The 22,666-nt window shown below is 70.6% G+C and carries 16 protein-coding genes; 7 read left to right on the forward strand and 9 right to left on the reverse strand.

Annotated features, from left to right (window positions below; translation table 11 throughout):
• Positions 1–89: 89 nt before the first annotated feature.
• Genes QH270_RS03715 through QH270_RS03730 form a run of 4 tightly spaced genes read right to left on the reverse strand, consistent with a single transcriptional unit; the run spans position 90 to position 10,002 of the window.
• Entirely contained in the window at positions 90–1,484 is a 1,395-nt protein-coding gene (locus tag QH270_RS03715) for an MFS transporter (RefSeq protein WP_280338901.1), read from the reverse strand.
• Positions 1,481–2,179, reverse strand: coding sequence for a hypothetical protein (locus QH270_RS03720; RefSeq protein ID WP_280338902.1), 699 nt, complete (start codon positions 2,177–2,179; stop codon positions 1,481–1,483). The genes QH270_RS03715 and QH270_RS03720 overlap by 4 nt, the downstream gene beginning before the upstream one ends.
• Positions 2,179–3,588, reverse strand: a complete 1,410-nt coding sequence (locus QH270_RS03725) for a condensation domain-containing protein (protein WP_280338903.1) — start codon at positions 3,586–3,588, stop codon at positions 2,179–2,181. Before QH270_RS03725 ends, QH270_RS03720 begins: the two co-directional genes overlap by 1 nt.
• 21 nt (positions 3,589–3,609) lie before the next feature.
• A complete protein-coding gene (locus tag QH270_RS03730; RefSeq protein WP_280338904.1) occupies positions 3,610–10,002 on the reverse strand; it encodes a type I polyketide synthase in 6,393 nt (2,130 codons plus the stop codon).
• 303 nt (positions 10,003–10,305) lie between these two features.
• Here QH270_RS03730 and QH270_RS03735 point away from each other — a divergent pair, with 303 nt between their 5' ends.
• Positions 10,306–12,510 carry an MMPL family transporter gene (locus QH270_RS03735; protein ID WP_280338905.1) on the forward strand — a complete coding sequence of 735 codons (2,205 nt, stop codon included), beginning with the start codon at positions 10,306–10,308 and terminating at the stop codon, positions 12,508–12,510.
• Positions 12,507–14,075: an ArnT family glycosyltransferase gene (locus tag QH270_RS03740; protein ID WP_280338906.1), complete on the forward strand. Its 1,569-nt coding sequence runs from the start codon at positions 12,507–12,509 to the stop codon at positions 14,073–14,075. Before QH270_RS03735 ends, QH270_RS03740 begins: the two co-directional genes overlap by 4 nt.
• On the opposite strand, the gene QH270_RS03745 is transcribed toward QH270_RS03740, so the two are convergent.
• Complete coding sequence (locus QH270_RS03745) at positions 14,065–15,132, reverse strand: alpha/beta hydrolase (protein WP_280338907.1); 1,068 nt, start codon at positions 15,130–15,132, stop codon at positions 14,065–14,067. The genes QH270_RS03740 and QH270_RS03745 overlap by 11 nt on opposite strands.
• Before the next feature lie 291 nt (positions 15,133–15,423).
• Between QH270_RS03745 and QH270_RS03750 the strand changes: the two genes are divergently transcribed.
• Positions 15,424–16,668 (forward strand): PucR family transcriptional regulator, encoded by a 1,245-nt coding sequence (locus QH270_RS03750; RefSeq protein ID WP_280338908.1) that lies wholly within the window; start codon positions 15,424–15,426, stop codon positions 16,666–16,668.
• Here QH270_RS03750 and QH270_RS03755 read toward each other — a convergent pair.
• The gene (locus QH270_RS03755) at positions 16,649–17,509 is read right to left on the reverse strand and encodes a haloalkane dehalogenase (protein ID WP_280338927.1); all 861 of its coding nucleotides are present in this window, start codon (positions 17,507–17,509) and stop codon (positions 16,649–16,651) included. The two genes, QH270_RS03750 and QH270_RS03755, sit on opposite strands and share 20 nt — an antisense overlap.
• A gap of 157 nt (positions 17,510–17,666) precedes the next feature.
• Between QH270_RS03755 and QH270_RS03760 the strand changes: the two genes are divergently transcribed.
• On the forward strand, positions 17,667–17,987 hold the full coding sequence (locus QH270_RS03760) for a hypothetical protein (protein ID WP_280338909.1): 321 nt from the start codon (positions 17,667–17,669) through the stop codon (positions 17,985–17,987).
• 3 nt (positions 17,988–17,990) lie between these two features.
• Here the strand turns inward: QH270_RS03760 and QH270_RS03765 are convergent, their stop codons facing one another.
• The 3 genes from QH270_RS03765 to QH270_RS03775 form a co-directional block, all read right to left on the reverse strand.
• Positions 17,991–19,361: an ABC1 kinase family protein gene (locus QH270_RS03765; protein WP_280338910.1), complete on the reverse strand. Its 1,371-nt coding sequence runs from the start codon at positions 19,359–19,361 to the stop codon at positions 17,991–17,993.
• 92 nt (positions 19,362–19,453) lie between these two features.
• The gene (locus QH270_RS03770) at positions 19,454–20,134 is read right to left on the reverse strand and encodes a TetR/AcrR family transcriptional regulator (protein ID WP_280338911.1); all 681 of its coding nucleotides are present in this window, start codon (positions 20,132–20,134) and stop codon (positions 19,454–19,456) included.
• Between the two features lie 161 nt (positions 20,135–20,295).
• The gene (locus QH270_RS03775) at positions 20,296–20,889 is read right to left on the reverse strand and encodes a TetR/AcrR family transcriptional regulator (protein ID WP_280338912.1); all 594 of its coding nucleotides are present in this window, start codon (positions 20,887–20,889) and stop codon (positions 20,296–20,298) included.
• 368 nt (positions 20,890–21,257) lie between these two features.
• On the opposite strand from QH270_RS03775, the gene QH270_RS03780 reads away from it, so the two are divergent.
• Genes QH270_RS03780 through QH270_RS03790 form a run of 3 tightly spaced genes read left to right on the forward strand, consistent with a single transcriptional unit; the run spans position 21,258 to position 22,665 of the window.
• Positions 21,258–21,824: a hypothetical protein gene (locus QH270_RS03780; RefSeq protein WP_348537629.1), complete on the forward strand. Its 567-nt coding sequence runs from the start codon at positions 21,258–21,260 to the stop codon at positions 21,822–21,824.
• The gene (locus QH270_RS03785; RefSeq protein ID WP_280338914.1) at positions 21,821–22,402 is read left to right on the forward strand and encodes a cytochrome c oxidase subunit 3; all 582 of its coding nucleotides are present in this window, start codon (positions 21,821–21,823) and stop codon (positions 22,400–22,402) included. The genes QH270_RS03780 and QH270_RS03785 overlap by 4 nt, the downstream gene beginning before the upstream one ends.
• An 11-nt stretch (positions 22,403–22,413) precedes the next feature.
• On the forward strand, positions 22,414–22,665 hold the full coding sequence (locus QH270_RS03790; protein ID WP_280338915.1) for a hypothetical protein: 252 nt from the start codon (positions 22,414–22,416) through the stop codon (positions 22,663–22,665).
• The last annotated feature ends 1 nt before the right edge of the window (position 22,666 follow it).

Consider the following 22,666-nt stretch of genomic DNA (forward strand, 5'->3'; position numbering starts at 1 on the left):
CCGTGGCCCGCCGCGCGGCGCGGGCCGGCGGCCGGGCGGCGGGGCGCCCCCCCCCCCCCCCCCCCCCCCCCGCCGTGTGTCCAGGGGCCTCATGGGCCCTGGGGCTCCGGAAGGGACAGGGTGGCCAGGGCGATGACCAGGGCGACGGCGGCGACCGCGGCCATCATGGTGATGCTCCCGGTGAGGGTATGGGAGCGAAAGAACAGGGTGGTCAGGACGGTGAGGCCGACGGCGTTGCCGACCTGTTCGACGGTGGGCAGGACGCCCGAGGCCTCGGCCATGTGGTCGGCGGTGAGCCCGGAGAGCATGATCGGCTGGAGCTGGATACCGAACACGCCGACACCGAGGCCGGACAGGAAGACCGGGCCCGCGGTGAGCAGGACGCTCATCGCGCCGGAGGTCAGATACAGGTAGATCGCCCCCGCACCGAGACATCCTCCGTAGACCGCCATTCCGGCGGCCAGGGCCCGGATGCCCCAGCGCCGCACCAGGATCAACGAACCGAGGGCGCCGGTTCCCGCGCCGAGGGCGAACAGCGTCATCACCAGGCCGGTCACCAGCGGCGTGTAGCCGAGGACGTCCTGCATGGTGACCGACGCGGCGAAGACGAAGGCGGTGAACAGCCCGAAGAAGGCGGCGACGAGGACCGAGCCGATCCGGAAGCGCCGGTCGGTGAACAGGTCGAGCCGGATCAGCGGGTCGGTGCGCCGCCGCTGGTGCACGACGAAGATCGCGGTCACCGCGAGTCCAACGCCGACCAGCGCGATCAGCCCGAATCGCCAGCCGTGCTGCTGGATTTCGGCGAGGGCGTAGATGAGCGCGAACAGCCCGGCCGCCGACAACACGGCGCCGCCGAGGTCGAGCGTGCGGCTACCGCCGGCCCGGCCGACAGGCAGGAAGCACCACGCGAGCGCGAACGCGAACGCCCCGATCGGCAGGTTGATCAGGAACACCGAACGCCAGCCCCAGCCACCGAGGTCGAGCGTGAGCAGCGCGCCGCCGACGATCGGCCCGAGCATCCCGGCGAACCCGGCGACGCCACCGTAGAGCGCGAACACCAGCGGATGGCGCTCCCGCGGAAACCCGGCGGTGAGAATGGCGATCGTCTGCGCCGCCATCCCGGCACCGGCCGCACCCTGGAGCACGCGGGCGACCACGAGTTCGGTGGCGCCACCGGCGATTCCGCACCACAGCGACGCCGCCGTGAACGCCGCGACCGAGGCCAGGAACATCGTCCGCCGTCCCAGCACGGCGCCGATCCTGGCGGCGGTGAGCAGGGCGCAGGCGAAGGCCAGCGAATAGCCCGAGATCACCAGCAGCTGCGCCGAGCGGGACGCGCCGAGATCCGCCGTCAGCTCCGGCAGCGCGGTGTTGACGATCGTCACGTCGATCATCTGCATGAACACCGCGATCAGGCAGGCCGCGAACGCGAGCCACGCCGCGTACTCCGCGCGCACCTGCGCCGTGACGGTCGCGATGCTCACGCGCTGAGCTCCATGACCGCGCGCGGCGCGCTCAGCGACAGTTGGGTGGGGAAGCTCATGCGCACCAGCCGATGGGGCGCCTCCTGCTCGAAATGCGCGACGAACGGCGGCAGCACGCTGCCGATCACCTTGTCCAGCAGCGTGTTCACCTGCGCGAACCCCGGTCGCATCCGCACCTGCCAGCAGGGCACGCTGCCGGCGGGGACGTCGACGGTGAGCTGCTTCTCGACCCGCGCGACCAGCGGCCAGTGCACCGAGAACGCCAGCCACACGCTCACCGATTCCACCAGGCCCTCGGTGAAGTCGAGGCCGCGCAGCAGTGTCAGGCCACCGGCGACGGGCATCACGTTCAGGGGGAACGGCGCGGGCAGACCGCCGAATTGGAGGTGCACCGTGTCGACGAAGTTCGCCTCCTCGCGGGAGACCACCGTCGGCCCGCACCGGGTTTCCGCGCGGTACTGTTCGGCGCGCAGGCGGCCGCCGATGCGGCCGAAGCGCTGTTCGATGGTCATCGCCAGGTCGGTGTCTGTCAGGGCGCGCCCGTGCGGGCGGGTGTCGAGAGTGGTGCGGTAGCCGCCCTTTTCGCGGGTGACCAGGTGGGTCATCTCGAATCCCGGCGCCTCGCCGAGGAGTCCGACGGTGTAGACCGATTTCTCACCATCGGGGATGAACGGATCGCGGAACGCGGTGTGCACTACTGGTCCTCCTGGTCGGGTGCGGCGGCGATGGCCAGGAACACCGATCGCATGGCGTCGAGATAGCGGCCCACCGAGTCGTGCGCGACGGCGGTGTCGGGGAAGATGACGCTCAGCGACGTCCCGCCCGGTAGTCGATTGATCCAGATCAGCGCCTCCTCGGACGCGGCCCGGTTCGCGTAGACGCCTGCGCCGATCTCGTCGAAGAATTCGTGGCCGACGAAGTCGCGGGCGTCGATGAAGGAGATCATCGGCGTCACCCAGCCGGGCTCGGCCCTGATCTCCGAGTCGGCGGGCAGCAGGTCGAGCACGCGATGGAACGACGTGGGCGCCAACCGGAGTCCGTTCTCGTACGCGCGCTGGGCCAGGCCCAGCACCCGGGTCGCGGGTGTGCGCGGCCCGAGCGGGAACGCCACCGGCACCAGCGTGACGTACCAGCCGACGGAGGCGTTCTCGGCCGCCGAGGTGCGTGTGCTGATGGGCGTCATGCCGAAGTAGTAGTCCGCGCCGGTGAGCGCGCGGTCGGCCAGCGCGGCCGCGGCGAAGACGCCGCCGGCGAACTCCGCGCCGTGCGCCCGGCACACCGCCTCGAAGCGATCGGCCGCCTCGGTGTCGAGCAGTTCGATACCGCGGTGCGCGCTGCGGTGGTAGCCGTCGGCGCGCCTGCCGAGATCGAGCGGGAACGCGGGCAGCCGGTTGTCGTTGCCGCGCACCAGTTCCAGCCACTTGCGCACGCCCGGCGAGGTGAGGGTCAACCGGTCGCTGTAGGCGCGCTCGGTGACGCAATAGTCCAGGTAGCTCGCCGCGGGCGCGGGCGGTTCGGCCTCCGGCCACAGCTGCGCCGCGTACAGCTGGGCGAAGTCGGCGGCGGAGAGGTACTGGCCGAGCCCGTCGGTGTGCAGGTGGTCGACGGCGAGGTAGACGGTGGTGGTCTCGCCGTGCTCGATGGCGCCGAAGGTGAAGCAGTCCCAGTCGAACGGTCCCGGCGTGGTCTTCTCGACGTGGGTGCGGATCGCCTCGGGATCGTCGATGTGGCCGTAGTCGATCGGCTGGAAGTCGACGGCCTCGGCCGGGACGAGGTGGCGGCGCACCGCGCCACCGGCGTCGATGTCGAACCAGCTGCGGAAGGTGTCGTGGCGCAGCAGGAACGCGTTGATCACCCTGGTCATCGCGTCGCGATCCAGCGCGGCCGTGGGCAGCCGGGCGATGACCAGGCACAGCCCGGAGAACCGGAAGTCCGCGCCGGAGTGCCGGTCGGCCAGCCGCAGATACTGTTCCTGCTGCAACGAGGGCGGCGCCGGATGGATCGGCGCCGTCGCCGCGAGCCGGGTGGATTCCGCGGTGGCGAACCAGGTCACCAGCCTGCCGGGCGCCGGCTCCCATTCGTCGATGAGTCCGAAGTCGACCACAGTGCTCGCCTTTCCGCGTCGTCAGTGGGCCGCGACCAGCGGCTGCTCGCGCGGCGCCGTGTCGGTCCCGTCTCCGGGCCGTTCGGGTTCCGGAAGTGGCTGGGCGGCCGCCGGTTCGGACGCGAGCACCAGCTCGGCCACCTTCGGGCCCGCCTGTTCGAGGCTGAACGAGCGCCCCATCTGCAGCGACATGAGGTCGATGCCGAGCGTCTTGGTGACGCGAGCGCCCAGCTCCACCGCCATCAAGGAGTCCAGGCCGAGTTCGGGGACGGGGATGGTCATGTCGATGGACTCGACGGGGACGCCCATCACCACGGCCAGTTCCTCGGCCATCTTGCGGGCGATATGCGGACCGCGGCGGGCTTCCTCCATGGCGGCCAGTTCCGCTCGCAGCCTGGCCAGTTCGGAGGTGTCCTTGGCGGCGGCCTTGGCCAGTTCGATGGTGCGGCCCGTGCGCGTGAGCTGGGGGAAGGTGCCGGTCAGCTTGGCCCAGTCGGTGGGGATGATCGCCGCCCTGGTGGCGCCGAGGCGCAGGGCCTGCTCCAGGTAGGCTGTCGCGTCGGACATGTCGATCGGCCCGAAACCCACCAGGTCCAGGTACTTCTCGGCGGTCTCGTCGGCGGCCATGCCGCCGGTCGCGCCGGAGAGGTGCCCCCAGCCGACGCACAGCGCCCGCTCCCCCGCCCTGCTCCACTGTTCGGCCAGCGCCTCCACGGCGAGGTTGGCCGCGCAGTAGTTGTACTGGCCGTAGATGCCGTACATCGACCCGCCGGAAGAGCACAGCACGAACATGTCCAGGGTGATCCCGGCGTCGGCCACGGCCTGGTGCACGATCCGCGCACCGTGCACCTTGGGCCGGTACACGCGGTCGAGTTCGTCGAAGGTCATGGCGCCGACGCGGTTGTCGGCCACCGCGCCCGCCGCGTGGAAGACACCGCGCAACGGCCGCTCGGGGTTGTTCGCCCTGGCGACGACGCCCGCCACGGCCGCGGCGTCGGTGACATCGGCGAGTTCCTCGACCACCTCGACGCCCACCGTGCGCCAGGCCTCGAGCTGGCGGCGTGCCTCCTCGGTCTTCGCGCCGCCGCGCCCGACCAGGATCAGCCGCCGGGCGCCGCGCAGGGCCAGCCAGCGACCGATGGCCATGCCGAAGCCGCCGAAGCCGCCGGTGATGAGATAGCCTGCGGCGCTGTCGATCTCAACGTCGGGCAGCGCGGGCCGCACGGCCGGTTCCGGGGTGTCGATCCGCAGGGCGATGCGTGCCGGCCGCGAGGAACGCAGGGTCTCCTCGAAGGCCTTGCTCACGTCCTCGGTGTCGAACATCTGGTACGGGAGCGGGGTGTAGGTGCCCTCGGTGACCTTCTCGAACACCCGCTCGAGCAACCGGGCCAGCCGCTGCGGCCGCACCGCGACCAGGCGGTCCAGATCCATCGAGTAGTAGGCCAGGTTCTTGTCGAAGTTGGCCAGTTCCAGCAGGCCGCCGGTGTAGATGTCGGCCTTGCCGACCTCGACGATGCGGCCGAATTCCGCGGCGGCGTGGAAGTTCTGGCGCAAGATCTCGCCCGGCGCGCTGCTGATGATCACGTCGGCGCCGACCCCGTCGGTCAGCGCGAGCACGTCGTCGACGAAATTGAGCGACCGCGAATGCACGACGTGATCGGCGCCCATGGCCAGCACGTGCGCGCGCCGCTCCGCGCTGGACGCGGCGCCGATGATGCGGGCGCCGTGCGCCTTGGCGACCTGGATGGCGGCCGTGCCGACCCCGCCCGCGGCCCCGTGGATGAGCACGGTCTCCCCCGGTTGCAGCCGGGCCAGGTCGAGCAGCGCGTACTCGGCGGTGCCGAAGGCGATGGTGCTGGTGCAGTGGCCCGGGTCGGTGCCGGGCGGCAGGGCGACGACCAGCTGTCGGTCGACCACGGCATAGCGCCGCATCATGCCCTTCGCCGCGACGGCGACGACATCACCGGCCGCGACATCGTCCACCCCGGCCCCGACCCGGACGACCGTGCCGACGCCTTCCATCCCGGGCACCGTGCCGAAATAGGTCGGCGCCAGTTCCCGTTCGCCGAGCAGTCCGATGATCTTGAGCGGGTCCTTGTAGTTCAGGCCGATGACCTGCATCCTGACCTCGACCTCGCCCGCCCCCGGCGCCCGCCGCGGGCACTGCCGCCAGGCCAGCTGCGACAGCAACCGGGTGCGCGGGACGTCGAGGGTGAAGTCGGCCTCGGGGTCGGTCAGCGGTTCGGCGGTGTCGAGCTGTTCGAGTCGCTCGGCGAGCGGCTTGGTCACCACCGGCGCCCAGCGCTTGCCGCCGCGCAGCAGCACCTCGTCGCAGTTGTCGTACGAGAAGGCGCCCGGCACAGCGAGTTCGGCGACGACCTCGGCGGCCGGGGTGGTGGGATCGGTATCGATCAGGCGCCAGCGCAGCGGCGTCTGTTCGTTGAGCAGCACCCGGCGCGCGCCGGCCAGCGCCGCCTGGCGTTCGTCGGGCGCCTCGGTGCCGCCGGGCAGCGCGCAGGCCCGCTCGGTCACCAGGGTGACGTGCACGGCGCCGTCACCGAACACCGATTGCGGCGCACCGCCTTCCACGGGTGGGTTGGCGAACTCGTCGATCGTCACCGCGATCCGCTTCATGGCCCACAGGAACGCGAGGTCGTCGGTCACCTCGCCGGCCACCACGCACACGTGCAGCCGTTCCTCGCCCCGGCGCGCGTCGCGCAGCCGGACGCGCAGGCCCTGTTCGAGCGCGGGATCGGCCGGATGCGCGACGTAGACCTGCGCCGTCGGCATCGCGGTCGCCAGGTCGACGGTCAGGCGGCTCTCCCCGAGTTCCACGATGAGCAGCGCGGCCGGGCCCGCGTCGGCGAGCGCGGCCGGATCGATCGGCTCGCGTTGCACCATCGTCTCGGTGTAATAGAAGTCGGCCATGCGGTGCAGCGGATCGTTACCGGGCTCGAGCGCGCCGATCTGGAGCCCGGTGAGCCGGGCGACGAGGTTGCGCTCGCTGTCGAGCATGTCCACGTCGGCGCGCAGGCGGGCCTTCGGATCGCGGCGGGCGATCACGGTGACGGTCTCGGGCAGCGCGGCGAGCAGGCGCACCGCGGCGACGCCGACCGGCACCATGACGCCCTCGTTGATCCGTTCGTCGGCGAACAGCATGGCGGCACACTGCATCGCGGCATCGATGACGGCGGGATGGGCGAGGTGGCCCGAGTCCGCGGCGATGCCGCCGTCGACCGTCGCCACGACCACGTCCTTGCCGACGCGCACCGAGGTGACCCGCCGGAAGGATGGACCGTACCGCAGCCCCGCCGCCGCGAGCCCGGTGTAGAACATGGCCGGGTCGATATCGACGCCGACCTCGATGTCCGGGACCTCCACTTGCGTCTGCTCGTGACTGCCGGTGAGGGTGCGCCCGGACGCGTGTACGGTCCACGCGGTGCCGGTGGCGCTGCGCGACCTGATCAGGAAGCGGCCGCTGGCCTCCTCCACGCTCAGCGCCACCAGCGGCACGTCGGGCGCGCCCATGATCAGCGGCGCGACGAACCTGACCTGTTCCAGCGCGACCCGCGTGGTTCCGAGCCGTGCCGCCGTCGCGCTGAGCGCGGCGTCCAGATACGCCGCGCCCGGCATGATCTTCACCCCGTTGACGACATGGTCGGACAGCCACGGCAGCAGCTCGGTGCCGACCTGCAGCAGCCATTCGGGTCTGCCCTCCACGTCCGGGTCACCGAGCATGGCGTAGCCGCCGGGGGTGCCGAGGCGGGCCTGCTCGAACAGCGGCAGCGCGGTGTGCAGGCGGGTCCGCTGCCACGGGTAGCGCGGCAGCGGCAGGTGCGGGGTGGCCTGCCGATCGACGGGGAACAGCCGCTCGAGGTCGAGCACGCCGGCCGCGTGCAGGCCGATCAGGGTGCGGCGCATGCTCGCCGAATCGGACTGTTCGCGGTCCAGCGTGGCGACGGTCGTGCCCTGCGCGTCGGCGTCGAGCAGCGCCTCGCGGATGTTGCCCGACAGCACCGGGTGCGGGCCGACCTCGAGGAATATCCGGCTGCCCGCCGCGACGAGGCGGCTGATCGCGTCGAAGAAGCGCACGGGCTGACGGACATTCGTCCACCAGTAGTCGGCGTCCCAGACCTGCTCGGTGACCCGCTCGCCGGTCACCGTCGAGTACAGCGGCACCGTCGGCGGGCGCGGGGTGAGATCGGCGAGGGCGGCGCGCAGTTCGGCTTCGATCGGGGCCATGAGCCGGCTGTGATACGGCACCTCCACCCGCAACCGTCGGGCGAAAACACCGTCCTCGGTGAGCTTTTCGGCGATCTCGTCCAGCCGATCGACATCGCCGGAGAGAGTCACCGCGCCGGGGCTGTTGATGGCGGCGATGTCCACCCGCGCGTCGTCGGCGACCAGTTCGCGTGCCTGCTCGCTGGTCATCCCGACGGCGAGCATGCCGCCGGACCCGGCGGTGGTGGCCTGCAATCGCGCGCGGTGGCAGGCCACGCGCACCGCGTCGCGCAGCGACAGCACGCCGCTCACATAGGCCGCGGTCACCTCGCCGACACTGTGGCCGACGATGGCCGCGGGCGTGATGCCCAGCTCGGCGAGCTCACGCACCAGTCCCACCTGGACCAGGAAGTTCGCCGGCTGCGCCACCTCGGTGCGGGTGACCCGCGACTCGTCCTCGGGGCGCCGCAGCTCCTCGATGATCGACCACCCCGCGACCGCGCGGAACTCCGCGTCGATCTCCGCGGCCGCGGTCGCGAACGCGCCACCGGCGGCCAACAGCTCACGCCCCATCCGCCAGTGCTGCGGGCCCATGCCCGAGAACACGAAGACCGGTTCCGCGACGGCGGAGACGACGACCCGCGCGGCGTCGCGGCCCTCGCCCGCGGCGTACCTGCGCAATTCCCCCACCAGATCCGCGGTGGAATCGCCGAGCAGCATCCCGGTGCGGAACGGATGGTGGGCCATCCGCGTCCACGCCGCCTCTGCCAGATGGCCGGGATCTGCGCCCGCGCCGAGCAGGTCGGCGAACCGGCCGGCCAACGCGCGGGCGGCGGCGGTGCTGCGCGCGGAGATGGGCAGGATGCCCCGGTGATCGCCGGTCCGCGCGGCGTGCGGCGTGGCCGCGTACTCGGTGAGGATGGCGTGGGCGTTGGTGCCGCCGTAACCGAATCCGTTGACCGCCACCGACATCGGGCCCGCGTCCGGCGCCAGCGGCTGCGCCTCGGTCTGCACGTGCAGGCCGAGTTCGTCGAACGGGATGTCGGGATTGGGGGTGTCCAGCCAGCCCTGCGGCGGCAGCGTGCGATGGCTGATCGCCAGCGCCGCCTTGATCACGCTCGCGACCCCGGCCGCGGCCTCGGTGTGGCCGAGGGTCGCCTTCACCGAACCGACACCGACCGTTCCCGCGCGTCCCGAGGCCGCGCCGAAAACCCGGCCCAGCGCACGCAATTCGACCGGGTCACCGACCAGGGTGCCGGTGCCGTGCGCCTCGAGATAGGTGATCTCCTCGGCCGCCAGCCCCGAACGCGCGCAGACGGCCCTGGCGAGGGCCTCCTGGGAGTCGACATTGGGCACGGTGATCGCCGTGGTGCGGCCGTCCTGGTTGGCGCCCGTGGCCTTGACGACGGCGTAGATCCGATCACCGTCGCGGACCGCGTCGTCGAGTTTCTTCAGCACCACCATGCCCGCGCCCTCCCCGCGGCCGTAGCCGTCGGCGGTCGCGTCGAAGGATTTGCAGCGGCCGTCGGTCGCGAGGAAGCCGCCCTTGCACATCAGCACGAAGGTCTCCGGCTGCAGCATCACGTTCACGCCGCCGGCGAGGGCCACGCGGCAGTCGCCGTCGGCCAGCGCCTGGCAGGCCAGGTGGAACGCGACCAGCGACGACGAGCACGCGGTGTCCACGGTGATGGCGGGCCCGACCAGGTTGAGCGCGTAGGCGATCCGGTTCGACAGCATCGTGTAGGAGGCGCTGGCAGGGGTGTGCATGTCGGTGTGGAACAGGGCCGGGCCGACCACGCCGATCACCGACTGGTCGACCACGAACCCGCCGACGTACACGCCGACGTCGCTGCCTGCCGCGCGGCCCGCGACCCCGGCGTCGTCGAGGGCTTCCCAGGCGACCTCGAGCAGCAGGCGCTGTTGCGGATCCAGCACGGTGGCCTCGCGCGGGGAGATCCCGAAGAAGTCAGGATCGAATTCCCACGGATCAGTGGTCAGGAACGCGCCGCGCTTGGTGTACATGCGGCCGGGGGTCCGCGGTTCGGGATCGTAGTAGCGGCGGTGATCCCACCGGTCCGCCGGAATGTCGACGACCCCGTCCCGCTTCTCGACGACGAAATCCCAGAATTTCTCCGGCGAATCGATGCCGCCCGCGAACCGACATCCGATGCCAACAATCGCAATATCCGACACGCAATTTCCTCCCGGCGCCACGGCCAATTTCGGCGCGGTCTCCCGCATTCGACCGCTGTGCCAAACGTAGGAGCACACCGCGACGGCGTCGGCCCGAAACCCGACGTCTGGAAACTCCGACGAGCCCCGGCGTGAAGTGTTGTGAAGGTGCCCAATCCGGCCGCCGCGGCGGCGAAAGGTAAGGATCACAAGGGAATCCGCGCAGCGTTGTGACCGGCCGGAACCTTGCGTTTTCCTCGTCGTCGCCCCCGGAACTCCTGACATGTTCGACCCGACCAACCAGCGAGAAGGCAGGAGGCGGGCGTGTTCGCCGAGTTGACACAGTGGGCCGATTTCGTGGTGCGCCGGCGCTACCTGGTGATCGTCGTGATGGTGACCGGATTACTCGCGCTCGGGGGTTACGGCCTCGGCCTCGGCGGCGCGGTGAGTTCGAGCGGTTGGGACGATCCGTCCTCGGAATCGGTGCGCGCGGCGCAATTACGGGATCGGGCATTCGGGCGTGATCACAGTGGCGATGTGATTTTGTTGTTCCACGCCCCGGACGGCTCGACGATCGACGATGCCGCGTTCGCCGCGAATATCGTGTCGCATCTGAACAGCCTGCCGGTACGATTCCCGGACCGGATCGACCGGGTCAACGGAGCGTATTGGCCCACCGACACCGGGCTGGCCCTGCCCGACGTCTTCGGCACTCCCGACCGCCGCCATGCCTTCGCCTCGGTCGCCGTCAGCGGGACCGACGCGACCACCCAGATGCGCAACTTCCGCCACGTCGCCGACGCGCTGCACGTCCCGGGGGTGGACATGGAGATCGCGGGGGGTCAGCCGGTCGCCGGCGCGCTGAACGACACGATGGCTCAGGATCAGCGGCGGGTGGAGCTGTTCGCGATCCCCGTGGTGGCACTGCTGCTGTTCTTCCTGTTCGGCGGGGTGGTCGCGGCGGCGCTGCCGTTGGTCGTCGGCGGGCTCACCATGCTCGGCGCGTGGGGTGTCCTGCGGCTGCTGACGACCGTGGTCGAGGTGAATTCGTTCGCCTCCCCGGTGGTGTCGATGATCGGGCTCGGCCTGGCCATCGACTACGGGTTGTTCGTCCTGAGCCGGTTCCGGGAGGAACTGGCCGGGGGCCGCGAGGTCGACGACGCGGTGCGCCGCGCCATGGCGACCGCCGGCCGCACGGTGCTCTTCTCGGCGACCGTCGTCGCGGTGGCGGCCGCCGGGATCCTGGTGTTCCCGCAGGGCTTCCTGCGGTCGTTCGCCTACGGCGCGATCATCACCCTCACACTGGCGGCACTGACCTCGCTCACGGTGTTGCCCGCCCTGCTCGCGGTGCTGGGTCGCCGGGTGGATCGCTTCGGTGTCGGCTGGTTCCGCCGCGTCGCCACCCCGGCGGAGGCGGCCGGGAACAGGTGGGGCAGGCTGGCCGGCGCGGTGATGAAAAGGCCACTGGCGGTGGCCCTTCCGGTGTGCCTCGGGTTGTTGTTGCTCATCCTGCCGGTGCAGCATCTGGCGTTCGGGTCGATCAGCGAGCGGTTCCTGCCACCGGAGCATCCGAACCGCGTGGCGCAGGAGCATTTCGACGCATTGTTCCCGCTGCGTCAGATCGACCCGATCGATCTGGTCGTCGTCACCTTCGACCCCGCCGCGGCCGATCGCGTGCTGGCCGCGGCCAATCACGCGCCGGGCCTGGCAGCGCCGTTCCCGGCGCTGATGCAGTCACCGTTCCAGCCGCAGGTGCTCACCTCGCAGACCGTGCTGACCTCGGCGCGCGATGTCGACGCGACCGTCGGCTATCTGCGGTCGATGCCGGTGCCGAGCGGCACGACCCTGCTGGTCGGCGGGCAGCCCGCGGTGGAGCAGGACAGCATCGACGCGCTCGTGCGGCGGCTGCCGCTGATGGTCGCCCTGGTGTTCCTCGCCACGACGGCGCTGCTGGCCCTGACCTTCGGTTCGCTGGTGCTGCCGCTGAAGGCGGCAGCGTTCAATCTGCTCGGACTCGGAGCGACGCTGGGTGTGCTCACCTGGGTCTTCATCGAGGGGCACGGCGCCGCGCTGATCGGCTTCACGCCGCAGCCGATCATGTCGCTGATCCTGGTGATGATCGTGTCGGTGGTCTACGGGCTGTCCACCGATTACGAGGTGTTCCTGCTCTCGCGCGTCGTCGAGGCGCGGGCGGCGGGCGCGACGACGACCGAGGCGGTGCGGGCGGGGGTGGCCCAGACCGGGCGCATCATCAGCGCGGCGGCGTCGATCCTGCTGGTCGTCACCGGCGCGTTCGCGTTCTCGGATCTGCTGATGATGCAGTACATCGCCTTCGGCCTGGTGACGGCGCTGCTCATCGACGCGACGCTGCTGCGGGTGGTGCTGGTCCCCGCCGCCATGCGACTGCTCGGGGACGCCTGCTGGTGGGCACCGTCCTGGATGCCACGCGCGCGGCACCGTGGCGCACCGCCGCCGGACACCGCGGAGCTGGTGTCCCACACGGATTCCGACACGCGGAGGACGTCGTGACCTTCCGCGCGGACCTGCCCGAGGTGCGCGCGGTGCCCACGGAGGTCCTGCCGCCGTTCGCGTGGCGCGAGGTGGCCGCGGTGGCCGGACTCGCGGGCGCGCTGTTCCTCGCACGCCTCGACCGCTACCAGATCGGCGGGGACGAACTGTATTTCGTCGCCGCGGGGCACCGGCCGTCGGTCAGCTACGCCGACCAGGGCCCGCTGGTGCCGCTGCTGGCCGCGCTCGCCGATCTGCTGGCACCGGGGTCGGTGGTCGCGCTGCGCCTGCCCGCGGTGGCGTGCACCGTGCTGGCCATCGTGCTCAGCGCCGTCATGGCCAGGGAGTTCGGGGGCGGGCGATGGCCACAGACGATCGCCGCGCTCGCCTACGCGACGACGCCGATGGCGGTGATGCAGTCGGCCATGCTGAGCACCTTCGCCCTCGACATCACCCTGACCGCGGTGGTGGTGTGGCTGCTGATCCGCTGGGTGCGCACCCGCCACGACGTGCTGCTGGTCGCGGCGGGCGCGGTGGCGGCCATCGACTTCCAGGTCAAGTGGCTGATCCCGATCGTGTGGGCGGGGCTCACCGCCGGTGTGCTGGTGTTCGGTCCGCGCGGCATGCTGCGGTCGCCCGCGTGGTGGGCCGGGTCCGGGATACTCGCGGTGTCGGCGGTGCCGATCCTGCTGTGGCAGCACCGCAACGGCTGGCCACAGCTGCCGATGGGCGCGGTGGTGCGCGAGGAGCAGCTGGCCACGGCCGGGCTGCTCGCCATGCCGTGGACGATGATCCAGGTGACCGGCGCGCTGGGCTTGCTGTTGCTGGCCGGGATGTGGGGTGGACTGCGGTCGGCGCGGTTCCGGCCGTACTTCTTCCTGATCCCGATGATCGCGATCGGGCTCGGCGGCGTGGTGCTCGGCGGTCTGCGACCGTACTTCGTGGCCGGCGCGTTTCCCGGGCTGTTCGCCGCCGGCGTCGTCTATCTCACCGAGCTCGGGGTCACCCGGCGGCTGCGGATCGTCGGCGGCGCACTGCTCGCGCCGGCGACGGCGATCTGCGTCGCCCTGGTCGTCGCCGTGCCGCTGCCGCAGTCCCGGCTCGCCGAGCCGACCGAGCGGTACTCGCAGATCCACACGCGCAGTGTCTATTTCGGGCCGAGCGGCTGGGCGGAGCTGGTCTCGACCGTCGATGACGTCCAGCGCGCGCTGCCCGCGGAGAACCGCGCGGACATGGTGATCGTGACCCAGAACTACTGGCAGGCGGCGGCACTCGAGTATTTCGGCGCCGAGCGCGGCCTGCCCGCGGTGTTCAGTCCGAATCGGGGCTATGGATACTTCGGTGGGCCGCCCGACAGCGCGACGGCGGTGCTCTACGTGGGCGTCGACGGCCCGGAGATCGGACTGGACAGCGGGTTCCGCGAAACGACACCGCTGGCCCGGGTCGACGACGAACTCGGCTTCCCCGGGGTGAACCGGGGCGTCGGCGTGTGGCTGTGCCGGGAACCCGTCGCACCGTGGTCGGCGCGGTGGCCCGGACTGCGGACGCTGCCGCTGGTCGACGGGACGGTCCGCGTCACCGGTTGAGCGCGGCCTCGAGCGTCGGCCAGGACCGGTGCAGGTCCTGCTCCCAGTAACCCCAGGAGTGGGTGCCGCTGGGGCGCAGGTCGAAGGTCGCCGGAATCGCCAGCTCCCGCAACCGATCCCGCAGCTGGAGCGCGCACAGGTTGGCCACCGCGTCCAGCACGCCACCGATGAGCAGCTGGTCGGCCAGTTTCACCGGATTGTGGTGGATGCCCGGCCCGTCGAGGGTGTCCAGCGAGCCCGGCCAGCCGTTGCCGGTCGCCACGTAGACCTCGGTTCCCCGCAGTTCGGCGGCGCGCAGATACGGATCGTTGGCACTCCAGCGCGGATCGGTCGGTGGACCCCACATGTTGAGCGGATTGCCCTGCCGCCCGATCACCACCGCGTCGACGAGCGCCTGCCCGGCGGGATCGCTGGTGCGCACACAGCCGCTGTAGGCGGCCACCGCGCGGAAGGTGCCCGGTGCCTCGATGGCCAGCTGGAAGACCGCGGCACTGGCCATCGACAGCCCGGCGACGGCGTTCGCGCCGGTGCCGTGGAACGCCGAATCGATCACCGGCGGCAGCTCTTCGGTGAGGAAGGTGGTCCAGCGGTGCCTGCCCAGGCGCGGATCGTCGGCCAGCCAGTCGGTGTAGAAGCTGGCGCCGCCGCCGACCGGCATCACCACCGTGACCTGCTCGTCGGCGAGGAACTGCTCGACATCGGTCTTGGTGAGCCAGTTGCTGCCGTCGGTGTACCGGCCGGTGTCCGTGCCGCCGTCGACACCGTTGAGCAGGTACAGCACCGGCGCCGGACGCGAACTGTCCGCCGCCGGAAGCACTTCCACGTCGATGGCACGGCCCATCGCCTGCGAGTGCACGGTGATGTCGACCAGACGGCCCAGCCCTTCGCGCGCGGTGACCAGGCGTGATCCGTTCTCGGCCGGCCGGGCGGTGGCCATGGCGCGCACCGGGATCGGCGCGTCGACCGGAATCGCGGGCGCCGCCGAGGCGACCCCACCGCAGAAGCCGAGTACCGCGGCGGCAGCCAGCACGGCGGCGCGCGGGAGATCGATAGCCATGGTCGCCGAAGGTAGGGCGGGATCGCGGCGGGCGCGGCGGGACCCGACGAGTCTGGGCACGTTCCCATGGCCGCCGGAACGCGGCTGGTGCCCGCCACAACAGCTCTCGGCCGAAAAGTGAGTATCGGCTTCCGAAAGCCATACCGCGCGTATCCCTGCCGTCAGGCGACCAGCCATTTACGCAGGTAGACAGCTCGAGTCCGCGTTCTTCACGAGGTTGAAAAGAAAAGTAGAAGGTGAGCAGTCGCTCAACCTACAGTCGTCCGGACAGAGAACGAGGAGGAGTCGACGATGACGATCCACCTGGACGGCCCACCGAGCACGCTGCCGCTGCGCGATGTTCGGATCCACCCCGATCGGCTGGTCGGCCGACGCGCCGAGAACCCCGCCGTGTCCCGGTCTCTGCCCGGCGCCGCGGTCGCGGGCGACAGCGTCATCGCGATGTGCGTCGACGTCGTGCGCAGCGCGCTCGACGGCCACGACACCACCGAGCAGATGACCAGGGTCGCGATCGCCGCCGCGGGCTGGGCGCACGACGGCGTCCCGATCGACACCATCCTGCACGCTTTTCACGAAGGGCTGCGGCGCGCCCTCGACCTGGTCGCCGCCCGGCGCGACGACGCGAGTCTGCTCGACGGCTTCCGCACCGCCGTGTCCACCTCGGACCTGCTGTGCACCACCGTGACCCGCGCCTACATCCGGGAACACCGCGAGGTCGCCGGCGAGCACCACGCCGCGGTGCACACTCTCGCCTCGGCGCTGCTGGCCGGTCAGCCGACGGCTACCACCGCGCGCGAGTCCGGGATCGCCGTCGCCGAAGCGTATTCGGTGCTGGCCCTGTGGATCCAGGAGCATCCCGACGAGCGCGACAGCCGGATGAACGGCGCCGTCGTCGCCCGGCGCAAGCTGCGCCGGGTACAGACCGCGCTCGCGCAACGCTGTGGTGAACGGGCGCTGGCCCTGCTCTCGGTGGACGGCGGCACGCTGTTGATTCCGGCGGATCTGCTGGCCGAAGACGAACTCGACGCACTGGTGGACGCGCTGGCGCGGGCCGCGAGGGTGGACATCATGGCGGCACTGGTGCCCGCCCGCACCGCGGAGATCCCGGCGGCGGCCGAACGCGCGCACGAACTGCTCGACATGGTCGAACGGCTCGATGCCGCCCCCGGCCTGTACCGGTTCACCGATCTGGCGCTGGAGTACCAGCTCACCCGGCCCGGCCCCGGTCGCGCCGAACTCGGTGAGCTGCTGCGCCCGCTCGACGACCACCCGGAGCTGTACGAGACCTTGCGGGTGCACATCGCCAACAACATGAACCGGCAGCGCACCGCCCGGCTGCTGCACATCCACACCAACACCGTCGACTACCGCATCCGCCGCGTCGCCCAGCTCACCGGCCTCGACCCCACGCAGTGCTCGGGCCTGTGGCAGCTGCGCTCGGCGATGATCGCGCGCAGCTTCCACACCAGGCCACCGCGCCGCCGCTCCCGTGCCGCCGAGCCGACCACCCGTCAGCTCACGGGAACCGCCTCCTGATCGCCGCGGCGATCTCGGCCGGGGCGTTCTCCTGGACGAAGTGGCCCGCGTCGGGCAACTCGACCACTTCGAGGTCGGTGAACGCGGCCTTGACGCGCGGCAGGCAGTCGGCGGGCCGGAACACCCTGTCCCGCATCCCCCACACCGCCAGCGCCGGCTTGTCCCCGAGCACGGCGGGCACCTCCGCGGAGAGGCGCGCCAACAGCGGTCCCGCGGCGCGGATCTCCCCCGGTGTCACGGCGAGCGCCTGGCGCGCCGCCGGATCGGGTTGCACACCTCGATAGTGGTCGGCCTCGGCTGCGGTGAGCACGCGCCGCAGGTCCTTCAGCAGGACCTGCTCGACGAGGAAGTTCCGTTCGAGGATCCGGCGGCGCATCGGCGCGCTGCTCATGATCGCGCTGAAGGCCCGGTTCAGCTTCGCCGTCACGGGCCAGAACACCGTGTTGCCCACCACGATCCCGCGCACGCGATCGGCGCGGACCGTGGCGGCGCCGAGGCCGATCGCTCCGCCCCAGTCCTGACCCATCACGACGACATCGTCGAGCCCCAGATGATCCATCAGCTCACCGAGAACCGCGGTGTGCTCGGCGATCCTGTAGCCGAATCCGGCCGGGCGCTCGGACAATCCGAAACCGAGCTGGTCGACCGCGACGCACCGGTAGCTGTCCCGCAGTTCCCGCACCAGGTGCCGGTAGAGGAAGCTCCAGGTCGGCGCACCGTGGCAGAACAGCAGCACCGGACCGTCGCCCTCGTCGACGTAGTGCACCCGGCCCGCGGACGAGTCGAACCAGCGTGAGTCGAACGGATACAGCTCCCTGTCGGGAACGAAATCGATCATCATCATGTCCCTCCCTGACACCCGACACTAGTGCCGTTCGCGCAGGCGCGGACGCGCGGGTTGTCGGGTTACACGTGGCGGCGACGGCGGCGTCGTTCCTTGGCGCAGAACAATTTCCATCGGCACCCCGCTCGGCGTCGGCGCCTTATGGTCAGCAGTCATGGCAGATCCCACCGCCGATCGGCACGGCACCGGACCCGATCGCACACCGCTCATCGTCTCGATCGCGATCCAGGTCGAACTGGCGCTGCTGGGCAAACCCGGCACGACCACGCACCTGCTCATGGACCGGCTCGCCGCCGCCGCGGGCGGGTGTGCGGCGCAGGGCATTCCGTTCGAGCGGGTCGACAGCGACGCGCAGGAGGCGCTGACGACGGCGGCTCCGCACCTCGGGGCCGAGCTGCTCGGTGAGCTGCGCGCGACGATCACTGCGGCCCTGGCGCGCGGATATCGCGGGGAGGACCCGGCCGTCGAGGCCTAGCGCCTATCCGGCTCGCCAGGCCGCGATCTCGCGGCCGAGCGCGGTGCTCGGCGCTTCGCCGTAGAGCCATTCGCGGGCCAGCCGGTGCCAATTGCTGGTCGCCTCGATCTGGCCGAGCGCGGTCAGGGTGAACAGGTCGGCGCGGCGGGAGAACACATGCTGGGGCGGCAGCAGCAGGTGCCGGACATCGTGATGCTCGGAGGCGCGCGGATCGGTCGCGAGCACGACGGCGCTGGTCGCGATCTCCGGGGTGACGGTGACCTCCTCGTCGAGCAGATGCCAGCCCGTCACCGACCAGACGTATTCCAGGCATTCCTGCGCGCTCACCCCACCGCGCGGATCGACGATGCCGTGTTCGGACCACAGCCGATACACCTCGTCGGCACGGAAATCCGCTGCCGCGCAGAGCACCTGACGCTCGAGCTCGAGATGCGCGCGGTCGATGGTGTTGTAGAGCCCGAAGTCGACGAAGCCGACCCGGCCGTCATCGGCGAGCAGGATGTTGCCCGGATGCGGGTCGGCGCAGTACTCGCCGTCGACGAACATGCCGGTGATGTAGAAGCGGTACACCAGTTCGCCGATACGATCGCGATCGGCCGCGGGCAGCGCACGGATCTGCTGGAACGCCCGGCCCTCGACGAAGTCGGTGACCAGCACGTTGTCGGTGCAGAATTCGCCGATGCTGTCCGGCACCATGATCAGGGGGTGACCGCGGTAGCGGTTCGCGACCCGGTGCTGGGTGCGGGCTTCGCGCCGGTAGTCCAGTTCGGCCGTGATGTTCCTGGCGATTTCGTCGAGCACGCCGGTGTCGGCGGCGCTGGGCAGGAACGATTTCCACAGTCCGCTGAAGAACTGCAGGTTGCGCATGTCCGCGCGCACCGCCCGGTCGACCCCGGGATATTTCACCTTCACCGCGACGAGCCGACCGTCGTGCAGGCGGGCCCGATACACCTGGCCGATCGAGGCCGAGGCGACCGGTTCCGGGTCGAAATCGGCGAACACCCCGCGAAGGGGACCGAGATCGGCCTCGACGACCGCCTTCATCTCCGCGAAGGGCACCTGCGGCGCGCTGTCGAGCAGTTCGGCCAGCTTGACCCGGAACATCTCGCGATAGTCCTCGGGGATCAGGTCCAGATCCAGCACCGACACCATCTGGCCCAGCTTCATCGCCGCGCCCTTCATCCCGCCGAGCACCGTGACGATCTGCTGCGCGGCCCGCAGCGAGGACCGCTGCGCCAGCACCGACCTGGCCTGTTCGGTGCGCCCGATCATCGCCAGCCGGGTCCCCACTCCGCGCGCGGCCTGCCCGGCCGCCAGCCGCCCCAACCGGGTGCCTCGCGAGACCCGCCCCGTCGGTACGCGTCGCTCCGCCACATTCCCTCCTCGCGCTGTCGGACCCACATTCTGCCGCCGCACCGACCGATCGGTATCACTTCGGGCATCTTTCTGTGACCGGTCACGTCGGCTCAGGACGCGGCGCCCTCGCGGGCCTCGACCTCCGCCGCGAGCCAGGTGCCCATCATGCGCGCGGTCATCGCGATGGCGTCGACCCGTTCCCGCTCCGACACCTCGTCGGCCGCCGCCCGCACCACCGCCGCGAAGCCGGTGTTGATGAAGACGAAGGCGACGGTGTCGAGGTAGCGATCATCGGCTGGTCCCAGCCCCTGGATGAGCACGACCTTCACGATCAGCCGCAACCGTTGCTCGAACTGTGGCAGGCCGGTGCTGTAGAACTGGACGCCGCCGATCAGCGCGCGCAGCAGCGCCGAGTTCGCCACCAGGATGTCGGCGAAGATCGCCAGGATCTCGCTGACGATTCCCGCGCAGTACTCGACCGTGACTTCCGTGGCCGGCCCGGCGAATTCGAAGGCGCGCGCGGTGAAGCCGCGCTCCAGATCGGCGAGCAGGCGGTCGAGCAGTTCGTCGACGATCACCGATCGATCCGCGAAGTAGCGGTAGAGCGTGCCGATGCTGACCCCCGCCTCGGCGGCGATGCGATTGGTCGATGTCTGCTCGACACCGTGCGCGCCGAACAACTCGGCCGCGGTGTCGAGGATGTGGTCACGCGTCTCCCGCGCCCGGTCCTGCGAGGGCAGTCGCCGCGCCTGGCCGGACTGCTTCCGTTTGTTCGTCGTTCTGGGTGGCACCGAAACCTCCAAACCAGCGCCCGGGGAACTGAAGCGTCCCCCACCCTAGGAGAACCGGCGCGGTGACGGAGCCGCTCTGGTGGGTCGGGTATCGCAGGATTGTCGCCGGTGACATGGCCCGCGCCGATCCCGCTGTGAACCCGCTCAGCCGGCGGCCGGGGTCAGCCGAAGGCGGCGATGAGGCGTTGGCTGCGGGCGGCCATGGCCTCGGCACTCTCCTCGGGATGCCGCTGCCACCAGGACACCATCGCGCCGACCATCCCCATCCAGACCTCCGCCATGGCGGACAGGTCGGCCGGGTCGGTGACACCGCGGGCCGTCAGCACCGCGGCCGAGCCACGCGCCGCCTGGTCGGCGATGCGGCGGCGGGCGGCGCGGGCGGCGTCGGCGGCGGGTCCGTCGGCGGGGTGGGTGCGGTCGGTCAGCACGTTCCACTGGTAGGGCCGCTCGGCCAGCACGCCGAAGATCGCGACCAGGGTCGCCTCGGCCATGGCCAGTTCCGGCGGGCCGGCCAGGACCGGTTCGATGGCATCGGCGATGTCCTCACCCACCCGCGTCACACAGGCCGAGTAGAGGCCGTCCTTGGTCCCGAAATACGAGTACACCAACGGTTTCGAGACGCCGACGCGTTCGGCGACCGCGCCGAGCGAGAGCCCCGCGTAGCCCACGTGCGCGATCTGTTCGGCGGCGGCGGTCAGGATCTGAGCCTCCCGCTGGGCGCGCGGCATCCCCTTGGTTCCCACGGTTCGCGGCATGCGGTGGCCTTTCCTCGCCCGTCCACGCGGCCGCCGAAACAGCCGCTGTACGACCGGTAACTTACCAAAAGCCGCCATTCGTTCAATTCGCCGCACGCCCCCATCGCCCATTGACGCGCCCACCTGCGCGCTTTATATTACCGAATAGTCAATACTAATTGTTACCACTAGTCACACACACCAGGTACGACCGAGGAGATGACATGGACAATCGGTTCTTGGAGCGCTTCGGCGCGTGGTGCGGGCTGCTCTATCTGGGCGTGTTCGGCGCGGGCTGGCTGCTGGTCGCCCGCTTCTTCCCCCCGATCCCGCCGGGCGCCGGTCCCGCGGAGGTCGCCGCGCAGTTCCAGGAGCGGCACCTCCCGCTGATGCTGGCCGCGGTGCTGATGATGTGTTCGACGTTCTTCCTGTTCCCGGTGTCGGCGCTGCTGGTGCTGGTGACCCGGAAGATCGAGCGGCACACCGGGATGCTGACCCTCATGATGGGGTTCACCCTCGCGACCTACCTTGTTTTCAACTTCTACACCCCCTTCTCCTTCGCGATGGCCGCGTTTCGCACCGACCGCGATCCCGCGCTCGTGCAGTACGCCAGCGACTACGCGTTCCTCCAATTCATGGGCGGCATCCCGATGTTCCTCATGGTGTGGGTGCTGATCGCGTACGGCGTGCTGGTGGTGAGTCCGCGCGAGAATCCCATCGCGCCACGGTGGTTCGGCTACTTCACCCTGTGGATCTCGGTGCTGTACCTGCCCGAGCTGCTGGTGTTCTTCTTCCAGGACGGACCCTTCGCCTGGAACGGGCTCATCGGATTCTGGATTCCCGCGATCCTGTTCATCGCCTTCTTCCTGGTCACGCCGTTCGTGCTGGTGCCCATCGTGAACAAGCACTTCGCGGGCGATCCCGCGGCGGAGCACGCGGCGGGATCGGCGGCGTGAGCGCCACCGCCGTCGCGGAGCGCGCCGCACGCCGCGCCCCGGGCGAGCCCGAGCTCTGGCTGTTCATCCTCGGCGATCTGACGGTGTTCGGGATCTTCTTCGGGGTGTGGGGCTGGAACCACCGGCAGCGGCCCGAGCTGTTCGAACTCGGTCGCGCACACCTGGATCAGACCATCGGGCTGACGAATACGACCGTGCTCATCACCAGTTCCGCGGCGGTCGCGCTCGCCCTGGCCGCCGCCCGCGACGGCCGGTTCACCGCCGCGCGGCGCGGGTACCTGGCCGCGATCGCCCTCGGTACGGTGTTCGCCGCGCTCAAAGTGGTGGAGTACCGCGAACATCTGGATGCGGGCATCGACCCGGCACTGCGCGAGTTCTTCATGTACTACTTCGTGTTCACCGGCATCCACCTCGTGCATGTGCTCGTCGGCCTGCTGGGGCTCACCATCGCCGCGTTCCGGTGTCGGCGCCCGGGCACGGGCCCGAACGACCTCGCGCTCCTCGAAGGCATCGGCGTCTACTGGCACATGGTCGACGTGCTGTGGATCGTGCTGTTCGCGCTGATCTATCTACTGTAGGGAGAGAGCTTGTGCGGAAACAGATCTCGCACGTCGCCGTGGTGTGGCTGGTGCTGGTCGCGGCCACGGTCGCCTCGTGGTCGGAGCGCACCACCGTGACGACCGCGGGCGCCGCGGTGATCCTCGCGCTCACAGCGGGCAAGGTCATGCTGGTCATCGGCTCCTACATGGAAGTCGCCAAGGCTCCGCGCTGGCTCGTGCTGGCGTGTGGTTTCTGGACGACAGCCGTGTTCGGCGGTCTCGCCGTGCTGTATCTGGGGTAGC

It is taken from the genome of Nocardia neocaledoniensis (assembly GCF_029868625.1).
In the GTDB taxonomy this organism is placed as follows: Bacteria; Actinomycetota; Actinomycetes; order Mycobacteriales; family Mycobacteriaceae; genus Nocardia; species Nocardia neocaledoniensis_A.